Origin of the sequence: Parabacteroides sp. AM58-2XD (genome assembly GCF_003463685.1) — a bacterium.
Taxonomy (GTDB): domain Bacteria; phylum Bacteroidota; class Bacteroidia; order Bacteroidales; family Tannerellaceae; genus Parabacteroides; species Parabacteroides segnis.
Genome location: NZ_QSDP01000018.1, coordinates 24,880 through 49,729, shown reverse-complemented (window position 1 = coordinate 49,729; position 24,850 = coordinate 24,880). Strand labels below are relative to the sequence as shown.

Here is a 24,850-nt window from a genome sequence, read left to right as displayed (position 1 = left end):
AATACAGATTGTCTTTTTTTCTACATAGTAAATGATTTTATGGTTCTTATGTCTACGAAGGAACGATAATTTCTTTTACATGTTTCGGTATTCAGTTCAATCGGTTGTCCCATATTAGGATTTAATGCCAGTAAGTTTACAGTATCTAAAATACTGTTTATGAATTTGTCGGCAGCTCTAATGCCCATTTCTTTTTTATACCAGGCATAAGTTACTCTAGCATTCTTTCTTGCTGGACGTTTCCATTTAATAGTTAAAGGTTTCTCCATGAAGCAACAGCTTTTCGCATCTCTTCCTGTGTATAATAAACAGGATCGGCCTCCGACAGCCTAAGGCTTTCTATCTTCTCCTCATAAGATAATGGACGCATAGCATTTTCAATCTCTTCATCAGTGATGATGTCGATGTCATCCACTTGAGTAGTACGGGATATTTTGTATCGGTTAGATGCGATACGTTTAATATACTTCTTTACTTTCTCGATACTTTCCGTGTCAAGGTTAATGATTTCGTTGAACAGTTCCAGGCGTTCACCCTGTAATTCCATTGCTTTCATATCTTTACTCCTTTCGGTTTTGATGAATTACAAATGTATTTATTTTTTTTGGAACCGGCATAAGATAAGTAAAGAAAAATTATTCAGGAGGCTGTGGTCGCACGGCAACTATACTTGGTGAAGCGCGACCTTGCAGAGCGGATGATTGTATCCGCTCCGGTATAATTGTGGCGATTCCGTGCAACCGACACCATGTCGCTCCCGGATAATGCTACCCTTTTAAACTTTTATTTATTGTATCGATATAATCAAGTATTTCTTCCCGGCCTTCTTTTTTCTCGGATGAAGAGGTAAGGATAGGGGGAAGCTCTTCCCACGTTTCAAGTAATTTTTCTTGATAGGCTTTCAGGTTTTCTTTCAGACGGCCTTTGCTGATCTTATCGATCTTGGTGAAGATGATGGAGAAAGGAACACCGTTCTCACCCAGCCACTCCATAAACTCCAGGTCGATTTTCTGTGCTTCATGGCGGCAGTCGATTAAGACGAATAGATTAGTTAGCTGCTCACGTTCCAGGATATAATCTTCGATAATCCGCTGGATATTCTGTCTTCCTTCTTTTCCCCGTTGAGCAAACCCATATCCGGGTAGGTCGACCAAAAACCAGTTGTTATTGATAATAAAATGATTGATAAGCAATGTCTTTCCAGGTTTCTGAGAAGTCATTGCCAGACCTTTCTTGCCTGTCAGCATATTGATAAGGGAGGATTTGCCAACATTGCTTCGCCCGATAAAGGCATACTCCGGAAAGTTTCCTGCGGGGCATTTCTTTACGTCTGTGTTACTGATAACAAATTCTGCACTTTTGATTTCCATATTCTTAAACTTTTATTGTTTTGTGTTTGACAGAGGCAGCCCATAGCCCGAAGAATGTGATGGCTCCGTTGAGCATCAGCATTTCGTAACCGAAGGCATAGCCTGTATGTTGTTTCACCAGGTAATCCGTTGCGAAACAGATTAGTGGCGAGAGAATACATATATAAGGAACATATTTGTCACGCGGTTGTTTTTGGGTGAACAGGCCGAAGACAAATAATCCCAGCAAAGGACCGTAGGTATAAGAAGCAATCATATAGATTGCATCAATCACACTGCGGCTGTTTACGGCCTTAAAGATAAGGATTATTATGGCAAACAGAGCAGAGATAAGTAAATGAACCATCAATCGGGTGCGTTTAGCCTTGTTCGCTTCCTCCTTTTCTACTCCCAGAATATCGACACAAAAGGATGTTGTCAAAGCCGTTAATGCCGAATCGGCACTACTAAAAGCGGCTGCAATAATACCGATTGTAAAGAAAATTAGGATGGAATGCCCCAAGATTCCGGAAGTGCAGAACATTGGCAGAATATCATCGTTTAAGGCCGGCAGTTCGATATTCTTTTGAGAAGCCAGGCTCAGCAATAATACACCTAATGCCAGGAACAGGAAATTTACCGGCGTGAAAGCAAAACCATAGGTGTACATATTCTTCTGTGCATCTTTCAGGCTTTTGCAGGACAAGTTCTTCTGCATCATATCCTGGTCGAGTCCGGTCATGACGATGGTGATAAAGATGCCGCTGAAAAACTGCTTCACGAAATGTTGTGTGCTGTGCCAGTCGTTGAATTCAAAGATACGAAAATGGGGGTTCTCGGTCAGAGTCTGTACCATGCCTCCCATATCCAGGTCCATGGCATCTTTCACCTTCCAGATGATGACGACCAGCATGGCAACCAGGCAAAGAGCCTGAAGCGTATCCGTCCAGATAATAGTCTTGATTCCGCTCCGGTATGTATATAGCCAAACCAGAAAAATACTGATGATAACAGTTACCCAAAAAGGAATATTCCAGGTACTGAAGACGTAATGCTGTAGAATGAGGACAACCAGATAAAGCCGTGCCGCTGCCCCGACAATCTTTGAAAGCAGGAAGAAAGAAGCGCCGGTTTTATAACTCCGCTTTCCAATCCGATCACCCAGATAGGAGTAGATAGAAGTCAGTTTCAATTTATAGTAAAGCGGTAACAGCACTTTGGCAATCAGTATATATCCGAAAAAGAATCCGAAAACCGTTTGCATATAAGTCATGTCTATGCTGCGGACCATCCCCGGAACTGAAACGAAGGTGACACCGGAAAGCGATGTCCCAATCATCCCGATAGAAACGATATACCACGGAGATTTACGGTTTCCCAGAAAGAAAGCATCATTACTTGTACTTTTCCTGCCTGTTATCCAGGCAATCAACAACAGTATGCCAAAGTAAATTGCAATTATAGAGAGGATGATATAGCTATTCATTCACCAGTATTTAATTAAGTAGAGCAGGGTATTTGGTCCCTGTCGAACGTTCGGATACAAAGATAACAACAATTTGCTAAAATGTAATATCATGTAAACTTCTTCTTCTTTCTGGCGGGACGTTAGAGGGAGAATAAGGGCGTTTGTGAACCGTATGTCAGGTTAGGTCTAATGAATTTTATCGGTGTTTTTCCCCTTTTTGTGGGTAAAATATCCTTATTAATCTATTTTGTTTGTCTTCTTGCTTTATTCTTTATTCCTTTGCAATCAGTTAGAGCTCGTGAGAGTGAAGACAACCGGATTCCACTAGGAACCGGAAAGATAGGTAAACACAAAAAAAGGTCGCTATCGTGAGATTAGCGACCTTTTTATTAATACCTTTTCTCTATAAATGCTCCCCGGAAATAATGTTCCAGTATTTTTGTATAAGAATATCCTTTTTCGCCCATGACGGCTGCACCGATCTGGCAAAGCCCTACGCCATGCCCCCAGCCGGCACCCGTCAGTACGAAACGTTGGGGAATACGAACGCGTATATCTTCTTTGTCTACCACAAAGGCGGAACTGTACAGATGGGTTTCCGATAAAGTGCGCCGTATCTCCAGTTCCTTGCCGATAGTATAAATACGGCGGGTTCCCACAATCTGTAACTCTTCGATACGTCCGGAAGTTCCTCTTTTCAATGGAATCAGGTCTTGTATTTCGCCAAAGTCGATGCCGCTTTTGCGATGAATCAGTTCGGACAGTTCTTCTTGAGTGTAAGACACTTTCCAGCGATAGAAATTTATCGTTTCCTGATCATAGTTGTTCAAGACCTGGCTGAGTATCTTTTTATTTGTTGTGTTGCAAAATGCGTTAGGAGAATTACGTATCCACATTTCCGCTTCAATCGGGTCGGTCAGGTCGGGATAAGAAGTTTCTTTACTGTCCCGTACAACAGTCAGATAGGAGTGGGGCACCGGCTCCCAACAGTGTTCGAACTGTTCGGTCACGCCTCCGCAACATTTAGAGAAACGTGCGTCGCAAATGGATTCGCCATCGGTCAGTATCTCGCCGCGGGTTTCGTGGACTGCTTCCTGTACGATTGCGGTAGAAGCACGGGTAATGCCTTGGTAACGCTGGCAATGGTCGTCGGCACACACATCGAACATGGTATGATCTTCGCGGTCGTACCAACGGATTAATTGGTTATTGTCGCGATGGCAACTCTCATATTTTTCCGAAGCGTTACCCAGGCGGAAATTCTTTTCTATCTGCGCCAATAGCCAGCTGCGGGAGATTACGGCGTGCGCCTTCAGCAACTCTTTTGATGCTGTGGCACTCATTTCAGACGAAATCACGCTTGTCAGATATTCTTCAACGTCAATACTGTTGATTACAACAATCCCGTCATTTGTTGCCACCAGGTTCAGTGCTCCTTTGAAGCGTTGGTCTTCCTGGCGTTGCCAGTGGAAGTCTACTCCGATTGTCACAGCTTTCAGGTCGAACGATGATTGGGGCGAAGCCGGTTCAAAGAAAAGTTCCTTGTAGAGCTTGCCGTTATAGACGATATTTCCGTTTACAAACAATGCGCGTTGTTCTCCCGTCAGGAAGGAACTGCTCTCCGTATGGATATATTCTCCATTGAATATGAAAGAGAGAGCCTTCCCTGTCATAATTCCAACATTAACTAACGGTGCATCCATTCTTTATTTTATTCTTTTTTCGCGCTCAATGAACTTATCGCCAGATAAGCCATCAATGCAATATACATTACAACAGCCAGTGGTTCGGCAAAGTTCCCTTCCAACCATTTTTCATTCAGCAGGTTGATGCCACCGAAACGTAAAGCTGCGCTGATAACTCCCATCAAGGCACCACCTGCGATGAAACCGGATGCAAGTAATGTCCCTTTTTCCAAACGGGCCGTATTCAATGCCTGGTCTTTGCTGCGGCTTCCTACATACCAGCTGATGGCTCCACCGATCAGCAGCGGAGTGTTCAGTTCCATCGGGATAAACATACCCAGTGCGAATGCCAGTGCCGGAATTTTACAGAAGTTCAGAACGATAGCCAGTACGGCACCGATGCCATACAGCACCCAGGGTGCTCCCGAACCGCTCATCAGCGGTTCGATAACGGCTGCCATTGCATTAGCCTGCGGTGCGGCCAGCTGCCCGGTCGTAAATCCGTACGTCTGGTTCAGGATAAGGATTACACCGCCAACTGTTGCAGCAGAGACTAAGGTGCCGAGAAATTTCCATGTCTGCTGTTTAGCAGGCGTACTTCCCAGCCAGTAACCTATCTTCAGGTCGGTAATGAAACCGCCTGCCATGGAAAGTGCCGTACAGACAACACCTCCGATAATCAGGGCCGAAACCATACCGGCCGTTCCTTTCAGTCCGGCAGCCACCAGAATGATGGACGATAAGATTAATGTCATCAGCGTCATACCCGACACCGGATTTGTTCCTACAATAGCAATGGCATTTGCGGCAACAGTCGTGAACAGGAAGGCAATAATCCCGACAATCAACAACCCGATTAAGGCATAATACCAGTTATCCAATACTCCGAAATGGAAGAACAGATAAGTAACAATCAGCGTAGCAAAAATACCGATTGAGATAATCTTCATCGATAAGTCTTTTTGTGTGCGTACTGTGGCTGTGTCTGCTTCCGTATTTTTCCCTTTCAGTTCTTTGGCTGCCAGTCCGACGGCCCCGCGGATAATTCCCCATGAATTGATAATGCCGATAACTCCGGCCGTTGCGATACCACCGATACCGATATGGCGGGCATAGGTCGTAAAGATTTGTTCGGCACTCATGCTTCCGACTGTTGCGGTAATAGCGTCATTACCGAATGTCAATACGTCTGTACCGAAGATGGCAGACATCAGCGGGATGATGACCAACCAGACAAGGAATGAACCGGCACAGATAATCATGGAATATTTCAATCCGATGATATAACCGAGTCCCAGTACAGCGGCACCTGTATTAACTTTCAGCACGACTTTCGCTTTGTCGGCCAGCATTTCACCAACTCCGACAATGCGCGTGCTGACAGTTTCGCTCCACCAACCGAAAGTGGCAATAATAAAATCGTATAAACCTCCGATCAAACCCGCCAGAATAAGCGGTTTCGCCTGGCTTCCACCTTTCTCGCCCGAAACAAGCACCTGGGTGGTTGCTGTTGCTTCCGGGAACGGATATTTGCCATGCATATCCGAAACGAAATACTTCCGGAACGGGATTAATAGAAGAATGCCGAGTATGCCGCCCAGCAGCGAACTCATGAATACTTCAAAAAAGTTGATGGTAATTTCCGGATATTTGTCCTGAAGGATATACAGGGCAGGAAGAGTAAAAATCGCCCCGGCTACGATTACACCGCTACAGGCTCCGATAGATTGGATAATCACATTTTCTCCCAATGCATTTTTTCGTTTGAAACCGCTCGACAGTCCGACGGCAATGATGGCAATCGGGATAGCTGCTTCAAACACCTGTCCGACCTTCAATCCCAGATAGGCGGCAGCCGCGCTGAATATGACAGCCATGACAAGTCCCCAGAATACAGACCAGGGGGTTACTTCCCTGTATTGTTTTTGAGGTGACATAATCGGGTTAAATACTTCTCCTTCTTTGAGTTCTCTGTAGGCATTTTCGGGTAGCCCGCTTACCTTTTCTTCATCTTCCTTTTTCACTGTGAGTATTATTTTTAGTTAGATTTAATCCCAAATGTGTTTTTCTGTATCTATAGCGTTACAAAACTACGTTATTTTTTTAATTGAACAAATGATTAAGGCTGGAAGAATGACAGACAGGGATATTTAGTGAAACAAAATCCCCACCTTTTTGACATAGGTGGGGAAAATGCCCCATGCATGTGGGGAATAATACCCATGCATGTGGGGAAAAAGTCCCATTCGAGTGGGGAAAAAACTTTACTGTAGCGGAGTTGTCGCTCTTTTGTGCAGGCTTCTTAGTTCGAAAGAAAGCATTACACGGAAGATACCGATGATAAGAAGTGCATAAGCAATCATATAAACAAGGGTGAATACACCCAATCCCGGTTGCCAGATGATAGCGATGCTACAGATGATTGCCAAGATACCGAAGGCCATATACCAACCCCAGTTTCCGGTTCCGAACCGTTTCAGGTCCATGGCATAGCCTGTGGAAGAGAAGCCTCTGAACATTAGCCAGAACGCCAGGATAAACGGCAGTACGGTCATGCTCAGTCCCGGACTGGCCATGAGGTAAATACCCAGTATCAGGTCGATAATACCGCCTGCCAGATACCAACCCCAGCTCGAAATGTGCTTCCGGTTCGACACGGCAAAAAGGATTTCGAGCGTACCGCTTACGAACATGGCGACGCTGAATAAAAGGCTTAAAGCCACATAACTTGCCATCGGTGTGAACATCAGGCATATTGCGATCAGGATATATAATAATCCCAGTAAAAGTGAAACCCACCAGTTCTTTACAGCGGAACTGATTCTTTCGTCAAATGTATTCATATCAAGTTACCTTTAAAAATTATTTCTACTGTAACAAACCGTAAGAAAGAAAGGTTTCACGATTAAGTAAATTAAGGGTGCCGATTGTATTTCCTCCATGCCTTCAAAATGAAATATTTTATATACATTTGCCCCGTATTAAGTAAAATTAAAAGTCTGTTTTATGAAAGGAATTGTACTGGCCGGAGGTTCCGGAACCCGTTTGTATCCAATAACCAAAGGAGTATCCAAGCAATTGTTGCCGATTTATGATAAACCGATGATCTATTATCCTGTGTCTGTATTGATGCTTGCCGGGATAAGGGAGATCCTGATCATTTCTACCCCGCAGGACTTACCCGGGTTTCGGCGGTTGCTGGGAGACGGTTCGGATTATGGCGTGCATTTTGAATATGCCGAACAACCTTCGCCCGATGGTTTGGCACAGGCTTTTATTATAGGGGATAAATTCATTGGTAATGATTCGGTTTGCCTTGTGTTAGGCGACAATATCTTTTACGGACAGAGCTTTACGGCTATGTTAAAAGAGGCCGTTAACAATGTGGAGAACGAACAAAAAGCAACTGTCTTCGGTTACTACGTAAACGATCCGGAACGCTATGGCGTTGCTGAATTTGACAAGGACGGAAACGTGCTGAGCATTGAAGAAAAACCGAAGAGCCCCAAGTCGAATTACGCTGTTGTCGGACTCTATTTTTATCCGAATAAAGTGGTCGAAGTGGCAAAACAAATTAAGCCGTCGGCACGTGGAGAACTGGAGATCACAACCGTAAACCAGGAGTTCCTGAAAGACGGAGAGTTGAAAGTTCAATTATTAGGACGCGGTTTCGCCTGGCTCGATACCGGTACGCACGATTCGCTTTCGGAGGCTTCTACATTTGTGGAGGTGATTGAAAAACGACAGGGACTGAAAGTGGCTTGTCTGGAAGAAATCGCTTACCGGAAAGGTTGGATCGATGACGAGAAACTGAAAGAAGCAGCAACTCCGATGATAAAGAACCAGTACGGCCAATATTTATTGAAGTTGATAAAGGAATGAATAAAGACAGTAAAATATTTGTAGCCGGTCATCGTGGCCTGGTCGGTTCTGCTATCCTGAAGAACTTGCAGCAGAAAGGATACACAAACTTTGTTTTGCGTACCCATACAGAACTGGACTTGACCAATCAGTGTGCGGTAAATGAATTCTTTGCGACGGAAAAACCGGAGTATGTCTTTTTAGCTGCTGCCCATGTTGGCGGTATTATGGCAAACAGCCGGTATCGTGCGGATTTCATTTATATAAATCTGATGATCCAGAATAATGTGATCCATGCTTCCTATATTAATAATGTAAAGAAATTACTGTTTTTAGGCAGCACCTGTATTTATCCGGGCGAAGCGCCGCAGCCGATGCCCGAAGATTGCCTGCTCACTTCTCCGTTGGAATATACCAATGAACCCTATGCCATCGCAAAGATTGCCGGTATAAAGATGTGTGAAAGTTATAACCTGCAATACGGAACGAACTATATCGCAGTGATGCCCACTAATTTGTATGGTCCGAACGATAATTTCAATCTGGAGACTTCGCATGTGCTTCCGGCGATGATCCGTAAGATTCATCTGGCAAATGCCTTCATACCGATAATTGGGAGGCTTTGCGCAAAGATTTGAATGCACGTCCTGTAGAAGGAGTGACCGGGAATGCAACGGATAATGACATCCTGGCTATTTTAGCTAAATACGGTATCTATCCGAGAAAAGTGCAGCTGTGGGGAACCGGAAAACCGTTCCGTGAATTCCTTTGGAGTGAAGAAATGGCAGATGCTTCTGTTTATATTATGGAACACATCGATTTCCCGGATGTGCGTCCGGAGGGAAATGAAGTGCGCAACACACATATAAATATAGGTACGGGAAAAGAGTTATCTATAAAAGAAGTCGCTACGCTGATTCAGGAAAAGATCGGTTTTGAAGGTGAACTGGCTTTTGATGCTTCCAAACCCGACGGAACATTACGCAAACTGACGGATGTCAGTAAGCTGCATGCTTTGGGATGGCATCATAAAATAGAGATTGCCGAAGGTGTGGAACTTTTATACAACTGGTATTTAGACAAACAATAATAAATTCGTATAAATGAGTAAAGTAGCTTTAATAACAGGTATCACAGGGCAGGATGGCGCTTATCTGGCAGAATATCTTGTAAAAAAAGGATATACGGTGCATGGTATCAAACGTCGTTCATCCATGTTCAACACAGACCGTATCGATCATCTTTATCAGGACCCTCATGTGGAGAACCGGAACCTGATCCTTCATTATGGCGACCTGACCGACAGCCTGAACCTTACCCGTATCATCGGTGAAGTGCAGCCTGACGAAATATATAACCTGGCAGCTATGAGCCATGTGAAAGTAAGTTTCGATACTCCTGAATATACGGCGAATGCCGATGGTCTGGGTGTGTTGCGTATCCTTGAAGCGGTGCGTCTGCTGAACCTGATCCCTAAAACCCGTATTTACCAGGCTTCTACATCCGAATTATATGGATTGGTTCAGGAAGTGCCTCAAAAGGAAACGACACCTTTTTATCCCCGAAGCCCGTATGCTGTTGCTAAATTATATGGTTATTGGATTACGGTAAACTATCGTGAAGCCTATAAAATGCATGCTTCCAACGGTATTCTGTTTAATCATGAATCGCCGCTTCGCGGAGAAACTTTTGTTACCCGTAAAGTAACTCGTGCCGTTTCGCGTATTGCTTTGGGTATGCAGGAAAAAGTTTATATGGGGAATTTATCTTCCAAACGTGACTGGGGACATGCTAAGGATTATGTCCGTGCCATGTATGCAATTCTTCAGCAGGATGAACCCTCTGATTATGTTATTGCTACCGGGATAACGACGACTATTCGTGATTTTATCAGTAAAGCATTTAAAGAAATAGGAGTAGAAGTCATTTTTAAAGGCGAAAATGTTAATGAGGTCGCAGTATTAAACTATATTGACGAAAAAATGTTTATAGAGAAAGTAGGTGAGGCTTATCTCGAAAAGTTTAAAGAACGGATAGGTGAAGAGGTGGTTGGTATTGACCCTCAGTACTTCCGTCCGACCGAGGTTGACTTACTTATCGGGGATGCTACGAAGGCCCGTACCCGTTTGGGTTGGGAGCCGAAATACACCCTCGATGCTCTTATTCAGGATATGATGCAGAATGATATTAAGCTGATGAAAAAAGAGTCCTACCTGAAAGAAGGTGGATATAAGATTCTGAATTATTTTGAATAAATTAAGAACAAAACATAGATTTATTTTGTTTTAGTTAAAAAAAGAGTTAATTTTGCTCTAAATTTGAGCGTTATTTAAGGTAATTGATTGTTTAATTAAAAAGTTGATGAATATGAAGACTAAAGTATTACTTTTAGCTTTATTGTCAGGTTTTGTTTTCTCTGTGTCAGCACAGGAATTTAAACCACAAGTTGGTTTTAGTACTGAAAAAGGTTATAAGACAAATTTCAAGAAAAACAAAGCTGGCGATAATTGGTTTATTTCTGTTGCCGGTGGTGCAAGTATGTTATTGGGTGACCAGAATAATAAAGCAGATTTTGGTAACCGTCTGAATTTTGCACCTCAGTTCTCATTTGGTAAGTGGTTCAATCCGTATTTGGCTTTCCGTACTCAGTTGAACGGCGGTATCCTTCACGGATTTGTAGGTGACAACGCAGAGATCATGCAGCACAACAAATATGCAGCTGCTCATGTAGACTTGTTATGGGATGTTACCAATTTCTGGGGAGTTTATAATGAAAAAAGAGTATTCCGTTTGATTCCTTGGGTCGGTTTCGGTTATGCACAGCGTTTTGAAAATCAGGGATATGCTAGAACAGAATCTCCTACATTGAATGCTGGTATCCTTACTGCTTTCCGTTTGAGCAAACGTGTTGATTTAAACGTGGAAGTTCAGGGCTCTTTGCTGAACGAACAGTTCAACCGTGTTAACATGTTCCACCTGACAGACGGTATCGCTCAGCTGAGCGCAGGTTTGACATTCAAACTGGGTAAAACTGATTTCGAAGTATTGGAACCGATGGATTACGCTTTGTTGAACGACCTGAACAATCAGATCAACTCTTTGCGTGCTGCTAACGATGAACTGAGCAAACGTCCGGAATCTTGTCCTGAATGCGAAGAAGTTGTAACTAATGTTGTAAACAACTATGTTGACAATGTAGTATACTTCCGTCTGAATAGTTCTAAGATCGATAAGAACCAGCAGATCAGTATTTACAACACTGCTGAATTCATGAAGGCAAACAATGCTCCGATCAAGGTTATCGGTTATGCTGATAAGAACACAGGTACTTCTAAATACAACATGGGTCTTTCTGAAAAACGTGCTAAAGCCGTTGCTAAAGAATTGATCGAAAAATACGGTATCAACTCTAATCAGATTACTATCGAATGGAGAGGTTCTGACGAACAGCCGTACAGCGAAAACAACTGGAACCGTGTTGTTATCATGTCTGCTAATAATTAATTTATTTTTAATTATATCTGAAAAAGGCTGCACATTCTATTGTGCGGCCTTTTTTTTGCACAGAATATTCATTACTTTTGTGGAATTTTAGAACACAGTTATGGAATTCGACAAAAAACATGGTTACCTTATCCAGTGGCTGATAGGAATGGGAGATTTAGTGGTATTAAATCTATTGTTCTTCGCTGTCTATTATGGATTGGGGGAATTTTATACAAAAGCTATATCCTATAGCTTGAGAGAGGTTGTTCTCTTATTGAATTTCTGTTATTTCTTTGCCCTTTATTTTGTTCCCATGCAATTGCATGTGGCTGTTGTTTTTATTGACAAGATTGTACAGCGTGCCTTTGCGTTGGTTTCTATATTTGTCTTTCTGTTTGCTACTTGTCTTATCTTTCTGAATATAGGGGATGCCCTGGCTACATTTCTGCTGGTTTATTTTGCTGTAACAGTTATAATTTTTGCTCTTTGGAGAGTGTTTGTTCGCGTTACACTAAAGATGTACCGTAGAAAAGGACATAATTTTAAAAGAATTATTATTGTAGGAGCAGGTAAGAACGGTATGGAATTGTATCGGGTTATGAAGGATGATCTTTCCTATGGATTTAGTATCATGGGTTTTTTTGATGATAATCTGTCTTTGCAAAGTGTGTTGCCGAATTACCTGGGTATGACGCATGAAGTGGAAAAGTATGTATTGGCTAATGATATAGACGAAATCTATTGTACTTTGCCAGGAACGCAAGACGAGAAAATATTGCGGATAATGAATTTTGCTGAAAAGCATATGATCCGTTTCTATATTGTTCCGGAGTTTTACAGGAATATAAAGAAGAGTCTTGTTATGGAAATAATGGAGTCTATTCCATTATTGGCAGTTCGCCGTGAACCTTTGCAGGCTGCTTACAACCGGGCATTAAAGAGAACTTTTGATATTCTTTTTTCTTTGGGTGTTTTACTGACCATTTATCCGATACTTTATATTGTTATAGGAATATTGATAAAAGCAACATCTCCGGGTCCTATTTTTTTCAAGCAAAAGCGTACCGGTTTGTACGGGCAGGAATTTGAGTGTTATAAATTCCGGACAATGCGGGTCAATGCAGATGCTGATAAATTGCAGGCAGCGAAAGATGATCCGCGTAAAACCCGTATCGGAGATTTTCTTCGGCGTACGAATCTGGATGAGTTTCCTCAATTTATCAATGTATTAAGAGGGGAGATGTCGGTAGTGGGCCCTCGTCCTCATATGTTGAAACACACTGAGCAATATTCGGCTCTTATCGATAAATATATGGTGCGCCATCTGGTAAAACCCGGAGTGACGGGATGGGCGCAGGTAACCGGTTATCGGGGAGAAACCAAGACGCTCGAACAGATGGAAGGACGTGTGAAACGGGATGTATGGTACATCGAGAACTGGTCGTTCTTTCTGGACCTGAAGATTATCGTGGTGACGATTCTGAACATGTCTAAAGGTGAAAAGAATGCCTATTAAACTTATAAATTGCACACTTTTTGTGTATTTGTGTAATACAAATGCATATTTGTGCTATCTTTGCAGCCGATGGGAAGGATACTAGCAATTGATTATGGCCGGAAACGGACTGGGTTGGCAGCTACAGACACTTTGCAGATGATTGCAAACGGTCTGACAACGGTGTCGAGTGGAGAATTGGTCTCCTGGTTATCTGCTTATGTGGCAAAAGAACCGGTCGATTTATTCGTGGTTGGCTTGCCGAAGCAGATGAATAACGAGCCTCGGAAAACATGAAGCATGTAGAGGCTTTCGTGACACATCTGAAACGGACCATTCCGGATATTCCGGTTGAATATTATGATGAGCGTTTCACGTCTGTCCTGGCGCACAAGGCAATGCTCGACGGAGGTTTGAAGAAGAAAAAAAGACAGGATAAAGGCCTGGTGGATGAGATCAGTGCAGTTATTATCCTTCAATCATATTTAGAAAATAAAAAATATCAGTTATAGTTTATGATTTTACCAGTATACTTATACGGTCAGCCTGTGTTAAGAAAAGAGGCTGAAGATGTACCCAGGGATTATCCGGAATTAAAGCAGTTAGTAGCTAATATGTTCGATACGATGTACAATGCCGATGGAGTAGGTTTGGCCGCTCCCCAGGTTGGGTTGTCGATTCGTTTGCTTGTGATCGATGCTGATGTGATGGGAGATGATTTCCCTGAATGTAAGGGATTCAAGCGTGCGATGATTAATCCGGATATCGTTGAAAGCAGTGAAGAAGAGATTTCTATGGAAGAAGGCTGTCTGAGCCTTCCTGGCGTACATGAGAAAGTGTCCCGTGCCAGCAAAATTCGGGTGAAATATTTTGATGAAAACTGGGAGGTACATGACGAGGTGGTAGATGGTTTTGCTGCCCGTGTGGTACAGCACGAATGCGAGCATCTGGAAGGCCATGTATTTATCGACAATGTTTCGGCTATCCGCCGCCAGTTGAATAAAGGAAAACTAAATAGTATTATTAAAGGGACTGCTCGTTGTTCATACAGAGCAAAAGCTGTCGGTAAATAATAAAAATCTATTAAATAATATGACAGATTTAAGTAAAAACATTCAGGCCCTCAGGGAGAAGAAAGCCGTCGTTGAGATGGGGGGAGGCGAGGCTGCTATCGAAAAGCAGATCGCAATGGGTAAACTTACTGCCCGTGATCGTATTCTTTCCTTGCTGGACAAGAACTCTTTTCATGAGTACGATTTGTTTGTAAAGCACGATGGCCGTGACTTCGGAATGGATAAGAAAGATTTTCCGGGTGATGGTGTAGTTACAGGTACAGGTACTATTTTCGGTGCTCCGGTATGTATCTACGCACAGGACTTTACTGTAGCCGGTGGTTCATTAGGTTTGCAACATGCTCGTAAGATCACCAAGATCATGGATCATGCATTGAAGATGAAATGTCCGATTATCGGTATCAATGACTCAGGTGGTGCACGTATTCAGGAAGGTGTTGGTGCTTTGGCCGGATATGGTGAAATATTTTATAGAAATACAATCGCATCAGGCGTTATCCCTCAGATCTCATTGATCCTGGGCCCGTGTGCCGGTGGTGCCGTTTATTCACCTGCTTTGACAGACTTCGTATTTGTGGTTGAAAATATCTCCAAGATGTTTATCACCGGTCCGAATGTGATCAAGACAGTTTTGGGTGAAGACATCTCCATGGAAGATCTGGGTGGTGCCCGTGTTCATGCGGAAACAACAGGTAATGCTCACTTCTATGCCTTGAGCGAACAGGATTGTTTCGAACAGGTTAAACGTCTGGTCAGCTTTATCCCCTGGAATAACCAGCAGCGTGCCAAGACTACTGAGCCGAAAGAACCGACAGCGATGCTGAACATTGAAGAAGTTGTTCCAGCTGATCCGAAACAGCCGTACGATGTTCGTGACGTTATCAAATGTATCGTCGATGATTCCGACTTCCTGGAAATTCAGGAACTGTGGGCTGCCAATATCGTGATCGGTTTCGGTCGTATGGCAGGCGAAACAGTCGGTTTCGTTGCTAACCAGCCGATGGTGCTGGCCGGTGTACTCGATTGCGACAGTGCCGACAAAGCTGCCCGTTTCATTCGTTTCTGCGACTCATTCAATATTCCTATTATTACATTGGAAGACATGCCGGGTTATTTGCCGGGCGTAGATCAGGAACATGCCGGTGTGATCCGTCACGGGGCAAAAGTTTTGTATGCTTATTCGGAAGCAACTGTGCCTAAGATCACAGTGATTCTGCGTAAAGCTTATGGTGGTGGTTACATTGCGATGAACTCACGTCACCTGGGTGCCGACTTTATGTTTGCATGGCCGAGTGCAGAGATTGCCGTTATGGGACCGGAAGGTGCAGCTAACATTATTTTCCGTAAGGAAATCATGGAAGCTGAAGACCAGAATGCAATGCGTCAGGAAAAAGTGAAAGAGTATATCGAGAAGTTCGCTAATCCTTATGTGGCAGCTTCGAAAGGATTTATCGATTCTGTTATCGAGCCGAAAGAAACACGTGCGTTGTTGCTTCACGCTCTGAAACTTTCTGTTTTGAAAGAGGAATACAGACCGGCTAAAAAGCACGGAATCCCTCCGTTCTAATTAAATCCGTACATATACTTTTTGAAAATATGGAAAATAAAGAAAACGAATATGTAGATTTTGTAGTTACCGCCCGTAAATACAAAACGCTGCTGACAGAGAAATATAAGAACCGTAAGATGTGGCATAAGCCTTTCGTCGGTGATGTGATTTCGACTCTTCCGGGAACTGTCGTGAAGATCTATGTGGAAAAAGGGCAGGAAGTTGAAGCCGGTCAGTTGCTCCTCATTCATCAGGCGATGAAGATGTACAATCGGATCGTCGCTCCGGTATCCGGAGTGATTACTGAGTTGGACGTTACCGAAGGAGATAAGATCGCAAAAGATCATTTGATGGTAAAAATACAGCCGAAGTAAAATTTGGTTATTTCATAGTACGTGCGAAAAGGTTGTGCCGGTAGTGTTTATACACTGGTGCAACCTTTTTATTTGATACATTTTGCACTCAATTTAAGTTTTTTGGCTTGATTACGGTTTGTTGAGGATTATTTTTGCTGCGAACCGTTTTAACATTCACATGAATTGCTTATTTTTGTTCGCTGAATAAAGAGGGGTGTCAAAAGTCTGTTGAAACCTTTTGGCATGCCTCTTTTTAACACTTAAGGCAATCTGATGAAAAAAATATTCCTCTTTTTGATGTTTGTAGCATGTTCGTTGGCGATGTCAGCGCAGATCAATACGGATCGTGTTCTGGCTATCGGACGTAATGCCTTGTATTTTGAAGATTACGTATTGTCGATACAATATTTCAATCAAGTCATTAAAGCAAAACCCTGGATCGCGGAACCCTATTTCTACCGCGCTGTTGCCAAGATCAATCTGGACGACTACAAGGGAGCGGAAGAAGACTGTACATTATGTCTCCAGCGGAATCCATTTCTGGTCCAGGCCTATTATGCCCGCGGTATTGCTCGTCAGAGCCAGGAAAAATATGCCGAAGCAATTGCCGATTACGACAAAGGTCTTGAATTTAAACCCGAGGATCGCCAGATGCTTGTCAATAAAGCCGTAGCCAATATCCAACGGAAAGACTATGATGATGCCGAAAAGACATTCGATGTGCTGATGAAAGCGCATCCTAAATATTCGATGAATTATCTGACCCGCGGTGCTATGTATACCGAGAAAGGCGACACGGTAAAAGCGCTTGCCGACTATAATAAGGCTATTGAAATGGACCCTTATTATGCTCCGTCCTATGGTAACCGTGCGATCCTGCTTTATCAAACTAATAATCTGAAAGGTGCTTTGGCGGATCTGAACGAGGCTATCCGCCTGAATACCCGTGAAAGTGGCTATTATATCAATCGTGGTCTGGTACGTTACCAGATGAACGACCTCCGTGGAGCGATGGATGATTACGATCAGGTAATCGGTATGGATAAAAATAATCTGATTGCCCGCTTTAACCGGGGACTGCTTCGTTATCAGGTAGGCGATAACAACCGTGCTATCGAAGACTTCGATGTGGTGATCCAGCAAGAACCGGATAACTATATGGCTTATTATAACCGTGCTCTCCTGCGTTTCGAAACAGGTGACTATCGCGGTTCCGTTCAGGACTTCGATGTTGTTTTAGGTCAATATCCGAATTTTACTCCGGGTTATTACAGCCGTTCCGAAGCAAAGCGTAAAATGAATGACCAGGTAGGTGCCGATCGCGACTACTGGACCGCTATTGAAATGGAAAACAATTCCAAGAAGGACCGCCAGTCCGCGCAGGGTGGAAATGCCATGGCCTCTACTAATACGACTGGACAGGATAGTAATGCATCTTCTTCGGATGACAAAGGTGAAAATACACGTGAGAAATCAGATAAAAACATCAGTAAATTCAATCGCCTGGTGGTGTATGACAAGGAAGAGGAACGCAGGAATAAATACCAGAGTGATGTCCGTGGACGTGTGCAGGATCGTAATGTCCGCGTAGATATCGAACCTCAGTTTGTCCTGACTTATTACGAAAAGATTGATCCGATCAAGAAAATTGTTTATTACGACAAGACGATCGAAGAATATAATGCCCGTATGGTTTTATCGCGCAAATTACGCATAACCAATGAAGAGGCTGCCCTTACGGAAGATCAGATTTCGGTTCACTTTGCCTCGATCAATGATTATTCCGCGAAGATAGAAGCCCAGCCGGGAAATGCGGATGCGTGGTTTGGTCGGGCTGTAGATTATATGCTTGTGCAAGACTTTACGGAAGCTATCAAGGACTTTAATAAGGTTATTGAACTTGATCCGACCTATACGATGGCTTATTTCAACCGTGCAGTGGTACGTTACAAACAATTGGTTTATGATATGTCCCAGACAACTACAACCGATGACTTGTCAGCCTCTATGGGTAGTATGAACTTTAAGATGGGGCAGAGTCCGACACAGCCGAAAGCTCCTTCTGATCCTAGATCGGCCGAAGTGAAGGATAAAAGGAAGGCTTACGAGCATGAGTTGATTACACGTGATTATGATATGGTTATCCGTTTGAACCCCGGATTTGTGTATGCCTATTTCAACCGCGGAAACCTGCGTTGTGTGCAGCGTGACTTCCGTGCGGCCATACAGGATTATGATGAGGCGATCAAACGTGACCCTGATTTTGCAGAGGCTTATTTTAACCGCGGACTGGCTCATCTCTCTCTGGGTGATGCTAATCAAGGTATTGCGGACCTGAGTAAGGCTGGCGAATTAGGTATTATCAATGCCTACAGTATCATCAAACGTATGACAAGCAATTGATCTGAATAAGCTTTTTAGGTTCAAAACAGACATGTTTCCCAACAAAACATGTCTGTTTTGGGTTTAAAGCATATATCTTTTGACTTAAAAAGATCATTTTACGAAAAAGAATGCTAAATTTGCATGCTAATTAAAGAATTATAGAGAACAGATTATGATAAAGATTACATTTCCGGATGATTCCGTAAGAGAATACGCCGAAGGAACAAGTGCTATGCAGATCGCAGAAAGCATCAGTTCCCGTTTGGCTCAGGAAGTTTTGGCCGCAAGTGTGAACGGAGAAACATGGGACCTGTCTCGTCCAATTATGCAGGATTCAACTGTGAAGCTGCTAAAGTGGGATGATGAAGAAGGTAAACATGCTTTCTGGCACTCAAGTGCTCACCTGATGGCTGAAGCACTGCAGGAACTTTATCCTGGCATCAAGTTCGGTATCGGTCCGGCTATCGAGAATGGATTCTACTATGACGTAGATCCGGGTGAAGCTACAATCAAAGAAGGTGATTTCGCAGCAATCGAAGCAAAGATGCTGGAGTTAGTAGCTAAAAAAGAAGAAATCAAACGTCAGGACATTACCAAGGCTGATGCCATGAAAATGTTCGGTGACAGAGGTGAAGAATATAAAACTGAGTTGATCAGTGAACTGGAAGACGGTACGATCACAACCTATACACAAGGCTCTTTCACAGATTTGTGTCGTGGTCCGCATTTACCTAACACATCTTACCTGAAAGCTGTAAAGATTCTGAGCGTGGCCGGTGCTTACTGGCGTGGTGATGAAAAACGCAAACAGTTGGTTCGTCTGTATGGTATCACTTTCCCGAAAAAGAAAATGTTGGATGAATATCTGGCATTATTGGAAGAAGCCAAAAAACGTGACCACCGTAAGATCGGTAAGGAACTGGAGTTATTCACATTCTCTACCGCAGTAGGAGCAGGTCTTCCTTTGTGGTTGCCCCGTGGTACTCAGTTACGTTTGAAACTGGAAGATTTCCTGAAACGTATCCAGAAGAAATACGGTTACCAGCAGGTAATGACTCCGCATATCGGAGGCAAACAACTGTATGTAACATCAGGCCACTATGCAAAATACGGTAAGGATTCATTCCAGCCGATTCATACTCCGCAGGATGGTGAAGAATTCCTGTTGAAACCGATGAACTGTCCTCACCATTGTGAGATATTCAAAGCATTTCCGCGTTCATACAAAGACCTGCCTTTGCGTTTCGCAGAGTTCGGTACGGTTTACCGTTATGAACAGAGCGGTGAGTTGCACGGTTTGACGAGAGTACGTGGCTTTACGCAGGATGACGCCCACCTGTTCTGCCGTCCGGATCAGTTGAAGGATGAATTCCTGAAAGTAATGGATATTATCTTTATCATCTTTAAAGCGCTCGATTTCGAAAACTTCGAAGCCCAGATTTCTTTACGTGATAAAGTAAACAGAGAAAAATATATCGGTTCGGAAGAGAACTGGGAAAAAGCTGAAACCGCTATCATCGAAGCCTGTCAGGAAAAGGGTCTGAAAGCTAAGATCGAATATGGTGAAGCTGCTTTCTATGGTCCGAAACTCGACTTTATGGTGAAAGATGCTATCGGTCGCCGCTGGCAGCTGGGAACTATCCAGGTAGACTATAACCTGCCGGAACGTTTCGAGCTGGAATATACAGGTGAAGATAACAAAAAACACCGTCCGGTAATGATCCACCGTGCACCGTTTGGCTCAATGGAACGTTTCGTAGCCGTGCTGATCGAACATACAGGAGGTAAATTCCCGTTGTGGCTGACTCCGGATCAGGTATGTATCATGCCTATCAGTGAGAAGTTCAATGAATATGCATGGGACATCGCCCGTCAGCTGGAAGAACAGGACATTCGTGTTTTGGTAGATGACAGAAATGAAAAAATCGGTCGTAAGATTCGTGACAATGAATTGAAACGTATTCCTTATATGCTCATCGTCGGAGAAAAAGAAGCAGAAAATAATGAAGTTTCTGTAAGAAAACAGGGCGAAGGTGATAAAGGTTCGATGAAAATTGCTACCTTTGCAGCGCTTTTGAACGATGAAGTAGAGGACATGATGAATCGTTGGCAAAATAAAAACAAGTAAATAACTAATAACGAGGAGAATAAATCTTTTTGAATGAAGAATGACAATCTGAAAGAACAGTACAGAATCAACGAACGTATTCGTGTTCGTGAAGTTCGTTTAGTAGGTGACAATGTAGAACAAGGTGTATTTCCTACATCTCAGGCATTAAAAATGGCTGAAGATCAGGGATTGGACCTGGTAGAAATTTCACCCAATGCTGCGCCCCCCGTTTGTAAAATAACCGATTATCAGAAATTCCTCTATCAGCAGAAAAAGCGACAGAAAGAGCAAAAAGCGAAGTCTGTGAAGGTTGTTGTGAAGGAGATTCGTTTCGGACCTCAGACAGATGATCATGATTATAACTTCAAACTGAAGCATGCTAAAGGATTTCTGGAAGAAGGCTCTAAAGTGAAAGCATATGTGTTCTTTAAAGGACGTTCCATTCTTTTCAAAGAGCAGGGTGAAGTTTTATTGCTTCGTTTTGCTAATGATTTGGAAGACTACGGTAAAGTAGAACAGTTACCGGTTTTGGAAGGTAAACGTATGATCATCATGCTGACACCTAAAAAAGCAGGGGCACCGGCTACAGCAGCTGCTCCGAAACCTGCATCTGCGGGATCTGGACCGGCAAAGCCTGTGGTTAAGAAAGTGATAACCCTGAAGCCGAGGACAGAATCTGACGCTGAAGAAAATAAAGAATAAAAAACGCCCGTAGAGGGTGTCAAGTTTAATAATTAAAACAAAATTGGAAAATGCCTAAGATGAAGACTAATTCCGGTGCCAAAAAGAGGTTCGCCCTTACCGGAACAGGAAAAATCAAAAGAAAACACGCTTTTAAAAGTCACATTTTGACTAAGAAGACTAAAAAAGCTAAGAGAAACCTTACTCACACTGGCCTTGTTGCTACTGTTGATGTAAGCAGTGTTAAGCTAATGCTTGGCATGAAGTAATCTTCTTAAATTAAGCGAGTTTTACAAAGATTTTTATTAACCGAATGTATTTAGCAAGTAAGATCATCATAAAGGATGACGCTAACATTCAAAACAGATTAGAATTATGCCTAGATCAGTAAATCATGTTGCTTCAAGAGCAAAAAGAAAACGGATTTTAAAACTTACCAGAGGTTATTATGGTGCACGTAAGAATGTGTGGACCGTAGCAAAGAATACCTGGGAAAAAGGTTTGACTTATGCATTCCGTGACCGTCGTAACAAGAAACGTAACTTCCGCGCATTGTGGATCCAGCGTATCAACGCTGCTGCTCGCCTGGAAGGTATGTCTTACTCTCGTTTGATGGGAGCTTTGCATGCTGCAGGAATTGAAATCAACCGTAAGGTGTTGGCCGACTTGGCTATGAACCATCCGGAAGCTTTCAAAGCTATCGTTGCAAAAGTAAAGTAAATTGATATATAAATGTCAATAAGAGAAGGGTTCCGGTTTCGGGACCCTTTTTTTGTTAGCTTTTTGCAATTCATACCTTCTGAAACACTGAGACTTCACTTTTTTATTCATTATTTAAGGGGAAATTGTTGACATTTTGTTTGGAAGATTCAAAGGCTTTACATATCTTTGTGATAAGAAAAATGAGTTAGCCGCACTTGTTCGATTGGGAAACTCATCAGTTTATTTTAATTCCGAGACAACGCTCTTGTCGCTAATGGCGGGCCGCACCCTTCGGGGCATGCATCGCACAGCGGATTACAAAGGTGGCAAAGCACTCAAATCCTGTCATACGGAGTTTGTTCATATCTACGGTGCGGCTTTCTTCTCATATAAAGGGAAAATCTCTTACGGGATTTTCCCTTTTTCTTTGTATATTTACCGCACCAAGAATAAATACACAAAAACTGATTATTATGTTACTGCCAAAACAATCGCGCATAGCGATGACGGGTGTTACTGTAGTATGCTCTTTGCTTCTTGTTGCCTGTTCTCCGAAAGAGACTGTGCAACTGAATGTAATCCCGCTGCCTGCACAGGTTAGTGCTTCAGGAGGCTTTTTGAAAGTCGACAGTGCTGCTGTTTTTTCTACAGCAAAGCCTGCAAATGTCCGCTTTATCGTGGACGAGTCAATAGGTGGAAATCCGGAAGGATACCAGCTTGTAGTGAATGAAAAGGGTATCGACCTGAAAGCGGCCACCGGGACAGGTCTGTTCTATGGCGAACAGACACTCCGTCAGCTGTTTTCTCCCCAGGGAATCCCTTATGTCACCATACAGGATGAGCCTCGGTTCAAGTACCGAGGGATGCACCTGGATGCGTCGCGTCATTTCTTTCCCAAAGAAGAAGTATTCAAGTTGCTGGACGTGATGTCCTTTTATAAGCTGAATAATCTGCATCTTCACCTGACGGATGCAGGAGGATGGCGTATCCAGATGGATAAATATCCTAAACTGACTACTGATGCCGCTTTCCGTACCGAATCCGACTGGCGGAAGTGGTGGGATGGAAAAGACCGCAAATATCTTCCTGAAGGAACTCCGGGAGCCTATGGCGGTTATTATACCAAAGACGATATACGTGCGATCGTTGCCTATGCAGCCTCTAAACATATTAATGTATTGCCGGAAATCGAATTTCCCGGTCATTCGGAAGAGGTCCTGTTTGCTTATCCGGAGTTAAGCTGTTCCGGTCAGCCTTATAAGAATGGAGATTTCTGTATCGGTAATCCGAAATCATTTACCTTTATGGAAGACGTACTGGATGAAGTGATCGAACTTTTTCCATCCGAGTATATTCATATAGGAGGGGACGAAGCCGGTAAAGGTGCTTGGAAAACCTGTCCTAAATGTCAGGCTTTGATGAAAAAGAATGGCATGAAAAGCGTGGATGAACTGCAAAGTTATATGATACATAAGGCAGAGGAACATCTGATCTCTAAAGGCCGTAAGCTGATCGGCTGGGATGAGATACTGGAAGGTGGTCTTGCTCCGGAGGCTACCGTTATGTCCTGGCGTGGCGAAAGTGGTGGTATCAAGTCTGCCCGTATGGGACATGACGTGGTGATGACACCGGGTAATTATATGTATTTTGACTTCTACCAGGCAGATCCTAAAACACAGCCTTATGCTATCGGCGGATATACTCCGATAAAGAAAGTGTATAGTTATAATCCGATTCCGGTCGACTCCCTGACTGCCGAAGAAAGTAAACACATCATGGGAGTACAGGCTAATACCTGGACGGAATATATTCAGGATGAACAACATCTGGAATATATGATGTATCCCCGTGCCCTGGCCTTGGCAGAGATTGCCTGGTCGCCTCAGGAAAAGCGCGAATGGAATGACTTCAAACCCCGTATGAATGCTCATATCTCAAAATTACAGCAGATGGGCATCAATACATTTACTCTTTCCGACGAACTGGAAGTAACGATGAAGGTCGATACGGTCAGCAAACAGATTGAAGTCTACCTGGATGCCGAAAAGTATCCGGCAGAAATCCGTTATACGACGGACGGTACTGTCCCGACAGCCTCCTCCACAGTTTACGACGGGATGATTCTGGTGAAGGATTCAGCTTATGTTAAAGCTGCCATTTTCAGTAATGGCCAGTTGCAGGGAACCCCGACCGAGAAGAAAGTCGATTACCACCGCGCTATCAACAAGCCTATACATTATAATAGTAAGTTGTATCCTGGTTATATGGCAGGCGGTATGAATGCGCTGCTCGATGGCTATCGGGGAGGACTGACCTATCTGGATGGTCGTTGGCAGGGCTACCTGAACGATCTTGATTGTGTGATCGATATGGAAGAAGTTACCGATGTTCACAAAGTCTCCGCCCGTTTCATGCAACTGATCGGGCCGGGAGTTTTCCAACCGGCTACAGTCGAGTTATTGACATCCGAAGATGGAACGAATTTCACTTCACAGGGAATTATCCCGACCACCATCTCCAATAAAGATCCCGAACTTTCTTTCCAGGAATATCTCTTCCAGGGAGACTGGAAAGCCCGCTATGTCCGTCTGAAAGCTGATGAAGCGAATAAGGGATTCATCTTTGTGGATGAAATCGTCGTATGGTAAAG

At 43.3% G+C, this 24,850-nt stretch carries 20 protein-coding genes and 2 pseudogenes; 15 read left to right on the top strand and 7 right to left on the bottom strand.

From position 1 onward, the window contains the following. Positions 1–20: 20 nt before the first annotated feature. From DXA15_RS06365 to DXA15_RS06335, 7 genes are all read right to left on the bottom strand, one after another. Positions 21–269, bottom strand: coding sequence for a type II toxin-antitoxin system RelE/ParE family toxin (locus tag DXA15_RS06365; RefSeq protein ID WP_233566922.1), 249 nt, complete (start codon positions 267–269; stop codon positions 21–23). Beyond that, positions 254–556, bottom strand: a complete 303-nt coding sequence (locus tag DXA15_RS06360) for a hypothetical protein (RefSeq protein ID WP_224265325.1) — start codon at positions 554–556, stop codon at positions 254–256. The genes DXA15_RS06365 and DXA15_RS06360 overlap by 16 nt, the downstream gene beginning before the upstream one ends. Before the next feature lie 211 nt (positions 557–767). Further along, positions 768–1,370, bottom strand: coding sequence for a ribosome biogenesis GTP-binding protein YihA/YsxC (gene yihA / locus DXA15_RS06355; protein WP_128133463.1), 603 nt, complete (start codon positions 1,368–1,370; stop codon positions 768–770). Positions 1,371–1,374: 4 nt separating this feature from the next. Next, entirely contained in the window at positions 1,375–2,835 is a 1,461-nt protein-coding gene (locus DXA15_RS06350) for a sodium:solute symporter (RefSeq protein WP_128133462.1), read from the bottom strand. 371 nt (positions 2,836–3,206) lie between these two features. Next, complete coding sequence (locus DXA15_RS06345; protein ID WP_128133461.1) at positions 3,207–4,520, bottom strand: SpoIID/LytB domain-containing protein; 1,314 nt, start codon at positions 4,518–4,520, stop codon at positions 3,207–3,209. A gap of 8 nt (positions 4,521–4,528) precedes the next feature. Beyond that, positions 4,529–6,526 (bottom strand): OPT family oligopeptide transporter, encoded by a 1,998-nt coding sequence (locus DXA15_RS06340; protein WP_128133460.1) that lies wholly within the window; start codon positions 6,524–6,526, stop codon positions 4,529–4,531. A gap of 240 nt (positions 6,527–6,766) precedes the next feature. Beyond that, entirely contained in the window at positions 6,767–7,345 is a 579-nt protein-coding gene (locus DXA15_RS06335; protein ID WP_128133459.1) for an HdeD family acid-resistance protein, read from the bottom strand. A gap of 163 nt (positions 7,346–7,508) precedes the next feature. On the opposite strand from DXA15_RS06335, the gene rfbA reads away from it, so the two are divergent. From rfbA to DXA15_RS06255, 15 genes and pseudogenes are all read left to right on the top strand, one after another. After that, the gene (rfbA, locus tag DXA15_RS06330; RefSeq protein ID WP_128133458.1) at positions 7,509–8,384 is read left to right on the top strand and encodes a glucose-1-phosphate thymidylyltransferase RfbA; all 876 of its coding nucleotides are present in this window, start codon (positions 7,509–7,511) and stop codon (positions 8,382–8,384) included. After that, positions 8,381–9,453, top strand: a pseudogene (locus DXA15_RS06325) (GDP-L-fucose synthase family protein). Before rfbA ends, DXA15_RS06325 begins: the two are co-directional and overlap by 4 nt. 13 nt (positions 9,454–9,466) lie before the next feature. Then, positions 9,467–10,618 (top strand): GDP-mannose 4,6-dehydratase, encoded by a 1,152-nt coding sequence (gene gmd / locus DXA15_RS06320; protein WP_128133457.1) that lies wholly within the window; start codon positions 9,467–9,469, stop codon positions 10,616–10,618. A gap of 112 nt (positions 10,619–10,730) precedes the next feature. Continuing rightward, positions 10,731–11,867 carry an OmpA family protein gene (locus DXA15_RS06315; RefSeq protein WP_128133456.1) on the top strand — a complete coding sequence of 379 codons (1,137 nt, stop codon included), beginning with the start codon at positions 10,731–10,733 and terminating at the stop codon, positions 11,865–11,867. A gap of 100 nt (positions 11,868–11,967) precedes the next feature. Next, entirely contained in the window at positions 11,968–13,365 is a 1,398-nt protein-coding gene (locus DXA15_RS06310; RefSeq protein WP_128133455.1) for an undecaprenyl-phosphate glucose phosphotransferase, read from the top strand. Positions 13,366–13,434: 69 nt separating this feature from the next. Then, positions 13,435–13,856 (top strand): annotated as a pseudogene (gene ruvX / locus DXA15_RS06305) (Holliday junction resolvase RuvX). A gap of 3 nt (positions 13,857–13,859) precedes the next feature. After that, positions 13,860–14,417, top strand: coding sequence for a peptide deformylase (def, locus tag DXA15_RS06300; RefSeq protein WP_128133454.1), 558 nt, complete (start codon positions 13,860–13,862; stop codon positions 14,415–14,417). Between the two features lie 19 nt (positions 14,418–14,436). Next, complete coding sequence (locus DXA15_RS06295) at positions 14,437–15,984, top strand: acyl-CoA carboxylase subunit beta (RefSeq protein WP_128133453.1); 1,548 nt, start codon at positions 14,437–14,439, stop codon at positions 15,982–15,984. A gap of 29 nt (positions 15,985–16,013) precedes the next feature. Next, positions 16,014–16,340, top strand: a complete 327-nt coding sequence (locus tag DXA15_RS06290; protein ID WP_007657087.1) for an acetyl-CoA carboxylase biotin carboxyl carrier protein subunit — start codon at positions 16,014–16,016, stop codon at positions 16,338–16,340. 255 nt (positions 16,341–16,595) lie between these two features. Beyond that, complete coding sequence (locus DXA15_RS06285; RefSeq protein ID WP_199676236.1) at positions 16,596–18,725, top strand: tetratricopeptide repeat protein; 2,130 nt, start codon at positions 16,596–16,598, stop codon at positions 18,723–18,725. A 154-nt stretch (positions 18,726–18,879) separates the two neighbouring features. Further along, on the top strand, positions 18,880–20,835 hold the full coding sequence (gene thrS / locus DXA15_RS06280; RefSeq protein WP_128133452.1) for a threonine--tRNA ligase: 1,956 nt from the start codon (positions 18,880–18,882) through the stop codon (positions 20,833–20,835). A gap of 33 nt (positions 20,836–20,868) precedes the next feature. Continuing rightward, positions 20,869–21,519, top strand: coding sequence for a translation initiation factor IF-3 (infC, locus tag DXA15_RS06275; RefSeq protein ID WP_128133451.1), 651 nt, complete (start codon positions 20,869–20,871; stop codon positions 21,517–21,519). A gap of 50 nt (positions 21,520–21,569) precedes the next feature. After that, entirely contained in the window at positions 21,570–21,767 is a 198-nt protein-coding gene (gene rpmI, locus DXA15_RS06270) for a 50S ribosomal protein L35 (protein ID WP_128133450.1), read from the top strand. Positions 21,768–21,873: 106 nt separating this feature from the next. Next, positions 21,874–22,218, top strand: a complete 345-nt coding sequence (rplT, locus tag DXA15_RS06265) for a 50S ribosomal protein L20 (RefSeq protein WP_005635321.1) — start codon at positions 21,874–21,876, stop codon at positions 22,216–22,218. Positions 22,219–22,673: 455 nt separating this feature from the next. Continuing rightward, complete coding sequence (locus DXA15_RS06255; RefSeq protein WP_128133449.1) at positions 22,674–24,848, top strand: beta-N-acetylhexosaminidase; 2,175 nt, start codon at positions 22,674–22,676, stop codon at positions 24,846–24,848. The last annotated feature ends 2 nt before the right edge of the window (positions 24,849–24,850 follow it).

Excerpts from the sequence above, each read along its gene's own strand:
- DXA15_RS06365 (WP_233566922.1), bottom strand. The coding sequence starts at position 269 with ATGGAGAAACCTTTAACTATTAAATGGAAACGTCCAGCAAGAAAGAAT.
- DXA15_RS06360 (WP_224265325.1), bottom strand. The coding sequence starts at position 556 with ATGAAAGCAATGGAATTACAGGGTGAACGCCTGGAACTGTTCAACGAA.
- yihA (WP_128133463.1), bottom strand. The coding sequence starts at position 1,370 with ATGGAAATCAAAAGTGCAGAATTTGTTATCAGTAACACAGACGTAAAG.
- DXA15_RS06350 (WP_128133462.1), bottom strand. The coding sequence starts at position 2,835 with ATGAATAGCTATATCATCCTCTCTATAATTGCAATTTACTTTGGCATA.
- DXA15_RS06345 (WP_128133461.1), bottom strand. The coding sequence starts at position 4,520 with ATGGATGCACCGTTAGTTAATGTTGGAATTATGACAGGGAAGGCTCTC.
- DXA15_RS06335 (WP_128133459.1), bottom strand. The coding sequence starts at position 7,345 with ATGAATACATTTGACGAAAGAATCAGTTCCGCTGTAAAGAACTGGTGG.
- rfbA (WP_128133458.1), top strand. The coding sequence starts at position 7,509 with ATGAAAGGAATTGTACTGGCCGGAGGTTCCGGAACCCGTTTGTATCCA.
- gmd (WP_128133457.1), top strand. The coding sequence starts at position 9,467 with ATGAGTAAAGTAGCTTTAATAACAGGTATCACAGGGCAGGATGGCGCT.
- DXA15_RS06315 (WP_128133456.1), top strand. The coding sequence starts at position 10,731 with ATGAAGACTAAAGTATTACTTTTAGCTTTATTGTCAGGTTTTGTTTTC.
- DXA15_RS06310 (WP_128133455.1), top strand. The coding sequence starts at position 11,968 with ATGGAATTCGACAAAAAACATGGTTACCTTATCCAGTGGCTGATAGGA.
- def (WP_128133454.1), top strand. The coding sequence starts at position 13,860 with ATGATTTTACCAGTATACTTATACGGTCAGCCTGTGTTAAGAAAAGAG.
- DXA15_RS06295 (WP_128133453.1), top strand. The coding sequence starts at position 14,437 with ATGACAGATTTAAGTAAAAACATTCAGGCCCTCAGGGAGAAGAAAGCC.
- DXA15_RS06290 (WP_007657087.1), top strand. The coding sequence starts at position 16,014 with ATGGAAAATAAAGAAAACGAATATGTAGATTTTGTAGTTACCGCCCGT.
- DXA15_RS06285 (WP_199676236.1), top strand. The coding sequence starts at position 16,596 with ATGAAAAAAATATTCCTCTTTTTGATGTTTGTAGCATGTTCGTTGGCG.
- thrS (WP_128133452.1), top strand. The coding sequence starts at position 18,880 with ATGATAAAGATTACATTTCCGGATGATTCCGTAAGAGAATACGCCGAA.
- infC (WP_128133451.1), top strand. The coding sequence starts at position 20,869 with ATGAAGAATGACAATCTGAAAGAACAGTACAGAATCAACGAACGTATT.
- rpmI (WP_128133450.1), top strand. The coding sequence starts at position 21,570 with ATGCCTAAGATGAAGACTAATTCCGGTGCCAAAAAGAGGTTCGCCCTT.
- rplT (WP_005635321.1), top strand. The coding sequence starts at position 21,874 with ATGCCTAGATCAGTAAATCATGTTGCTTCAAGAGCAAAAAGAAAACGG.
- DXA15_RS06255 (WP_128133449.1), top strand. The coding sequence starts at position 22,674 with ATGTTACTGCCAAAACAATCGCGCATAGCGATGACGGGTGTTACTGTA.